The following is a 1,955-nucleotide window of genomic DNA, read 5'->3' on the forward strand; positions in this document are numbered from 1 at the left end:
AGCGGCAGGTACGAGGACCCGTCGGGCGCGTCCTTCACCGCCAGGACCTGGTTGACGCCCAGCCGGCCCCGTTCGAAGCCGAGGGCGGAGGCGGCCATGTAGAGCTGCCAGACCCGGGCCCGGCCGGTGTGCCCCCGACCCCCGACGGCCGGGGCTCCGCACCCGGAAAGGCCGCGCGCCGGACGGGCAGCGCGGCGCGCCCGGGCCCGTCGTTCGGCTCGGCGGGGGCGGCCACGGGCAGGGTGTGCGACGGCGGTTCGAGCCCGGCGCGCGGGCCCGGCGCCGCGTGGAGCAGGCCCGTGACGAGGCCGCCCGGCGCAGTGTCGAGCACGGCGTGGGACAAGGTCCCGCGGAAGGAGGGGTCCTGCCAGGTGGCCAGGCGGCCCCCGAAGCCGGGGTCCGCCACGGACAGGGCCGAGGACCCCGCCGCGGTCACCCGCTGGACGGGGGGCAGTGTGGACCAGGCCGCGGGCCGGGACGCGCCGGTGGCGGCGGAACCTTCACCTGCCCCCTGGACGGGCGCCACACCTCCGGCATCGCCCGCACCGGGCAGGGAGCCCGCACCCGGCACGGAGCCCACGCCCCCTGCGAGGCCCGCCCCATGTACGCCACCCGCACCCGGCGCGGCTTCCGCACCAGCACCAGCAGTGCCTGTGCCGGCACCGGCCCCCGCACCACCACCGGCCGACGGCCCAGCCGTCGACGCCCCCGGGCGACCACCCGGTCCCCCCGGGCCGCCACGGCCCCCCAGCACGCCCCTCAGACGGTCGAGAAGTCCCACGTCGTCACCCCTCCGCCGAGGCGCGGGCGACGAGCGAGGCGATCTGCTCCGTGAAACGCCGACGGTCGCGGTGTTCGAGGTCCAGGATGTCCTCCAGGCTCCAGTGGAAGTGGTAGGCGATGTACGCGATCTCCTCGTGCAGCCGGTCGGTCGCGTACGTCACGATTCCCCCAGGCGGCTCCCGCCGAGTTCGACCTCGAACGGCTGCTCGCAGTGGGGGCAGGTCACGCCCGCCCGGGTGTGGCCCTCGGCGTTGATCTGCCGGTAGAAGTCCTGCAGGAAGGCCAGGTCGGAGGCGAAGAGGTTCTCCACCACCCCGTCGTGCACCATCGCCAGCGTGCCCAGCCGGGTGATCACCCGGCCGAGCAGCACCACCGACAGGTAGGCAGGGTTCTCCTGGACGCGTACGTCGCGCAGCGGGATCAGTTCGTCCCGTGCGGTCGCCAGCCGCATGGTGCCGTGGCGGTGGACGGTGCCGGAGTCGTCGACGTAGCCGCGCGGCAGCTCGAAGTCGAACTCGGTGCGCAGCCGTCGGGCCGGTGCCGCCGGGGCGGCGGCCGGGATCCCGGCCTGCTGCTGTCCCGGCGGCGTCGCCACGGCCTCCGTCGGCGCGGCGGCGGTCGGCGGGGCGCCGGCCGCCCTGGGTGCCGTACGCCGCATTACTCGATGACCAGTTCTTCGAAGGTGATGGTCACGGTCTCGGTGAGCGCGGCGGCCTCGCCGGCCTTCACGGTGCTGGTGTCGACCTTGCTGCACCAGGCGTTGCGCATGTTGTACCGCTTGACCGGGTTGTCCTGGTAGTCCATCACCATGATGGTGGCGTTCTTCCGGGCCGTGCCCATGTTGCCCGCGACCGACTCGGTGATCCACTGGTTGAAGGCGTTCGAGTGGGTCATGCCGCGGACGACGGTGCAGGTGCCGGCCTTCTTCACGCCGGGCAGCTTCTTGACGACCGCCTTGCCCTGCGAGGAGACCTGCTGGTACTCGATGACGTCCTGCTCCAGGCTCAGGCCGCTCACCTCGGCGAGGTACTCGACCATCACGCCGTCGATCTGCAGGCCGAAGTTGTGTGACGTAAGGGCGTCACCGGGCTGGAGGCTCATGATCTGTGTGCTGTCCTTCCGGAGGAGGGTCTTGCTGGAGTTGCTGGTGGGAGGGGTGGGGCAGGTGGGAG

The 1,955-nt window shown here is 73.1% G+C and carries 3 protein-coding genes and 1 pseudogene; all 4 read right to left on the reverse strand.

Annotation, left to right across the window (positions count from 1 at the left end):
- Positions 1 to 125 (reverse strand): annotated as a pseudogene (locus EF918_RS38825) (class I SAM-dependent methyltransferase); the annotation flags it as partial.
- Positions 126 to 785: 660 nt separating this feature from the next.
- Entirely contained in the window at positions 786 to 944 is a 159-nt protein-coding gene (locus tag EF918_RS35240) for a DUF6760 family protein (protein WP_125652917.1), read from the reverse strand.
- Positions 941 to 1,441, reverse strand: a complete 501-nt coding sequence (locus tag EF918_RS35245; protein ID WP_125652918.1) for a hypothetical protein — start codon at positions 1,439 to 1,441, stop codon at positions 941 to 943. Before EF918_RS35245 ends, EF918_RS35240 begins: the two co-directional genes overlap by 4 nt.
- Complete coding sequence (locus tag EF918_RS35250; RefSeq protein ID WP_125652919.1) at positions 1,441 to 1,884, reverse strand: phage tail protein; 444 nt, start codon at positions 1,882 to 1,884, stop codon at positions 1,441 to 1,443. Before EF918_RS35250 ends, EF918_RS35245 begins: the two co-directional genes overlap by 1 nt.
- Between the last annotated feature and the right edge of the window lie 71 nt (positions 1,885 to 1,955).

Source organism: Streptomyces sp. WAC06614, from assembly GCF_003949795.1.
GTDB lineage: Bacteria > Actinomycetota > Actinomycetes > Streptomycetales > Streptomycetaceae > Streptomyces.

Bases quoted from the DNA above. Each gene is read 5' to 3' on its own strand.
- EF918_RS35250 (WP_125652919.1), bottom strand. From the start codon at position 1,884: ATGAGCCTCCAGCCCGGTGACGCCCTTACGTCACACAACTTCGGCCTG.
- EF918_RS35245 (WP_125652918.1), bottom strand. From the start codon at position 1,441: ATGCGGCGTACGGCACCCAGGGCGGCCGGCGCCCCGCCGACCGCCGCC.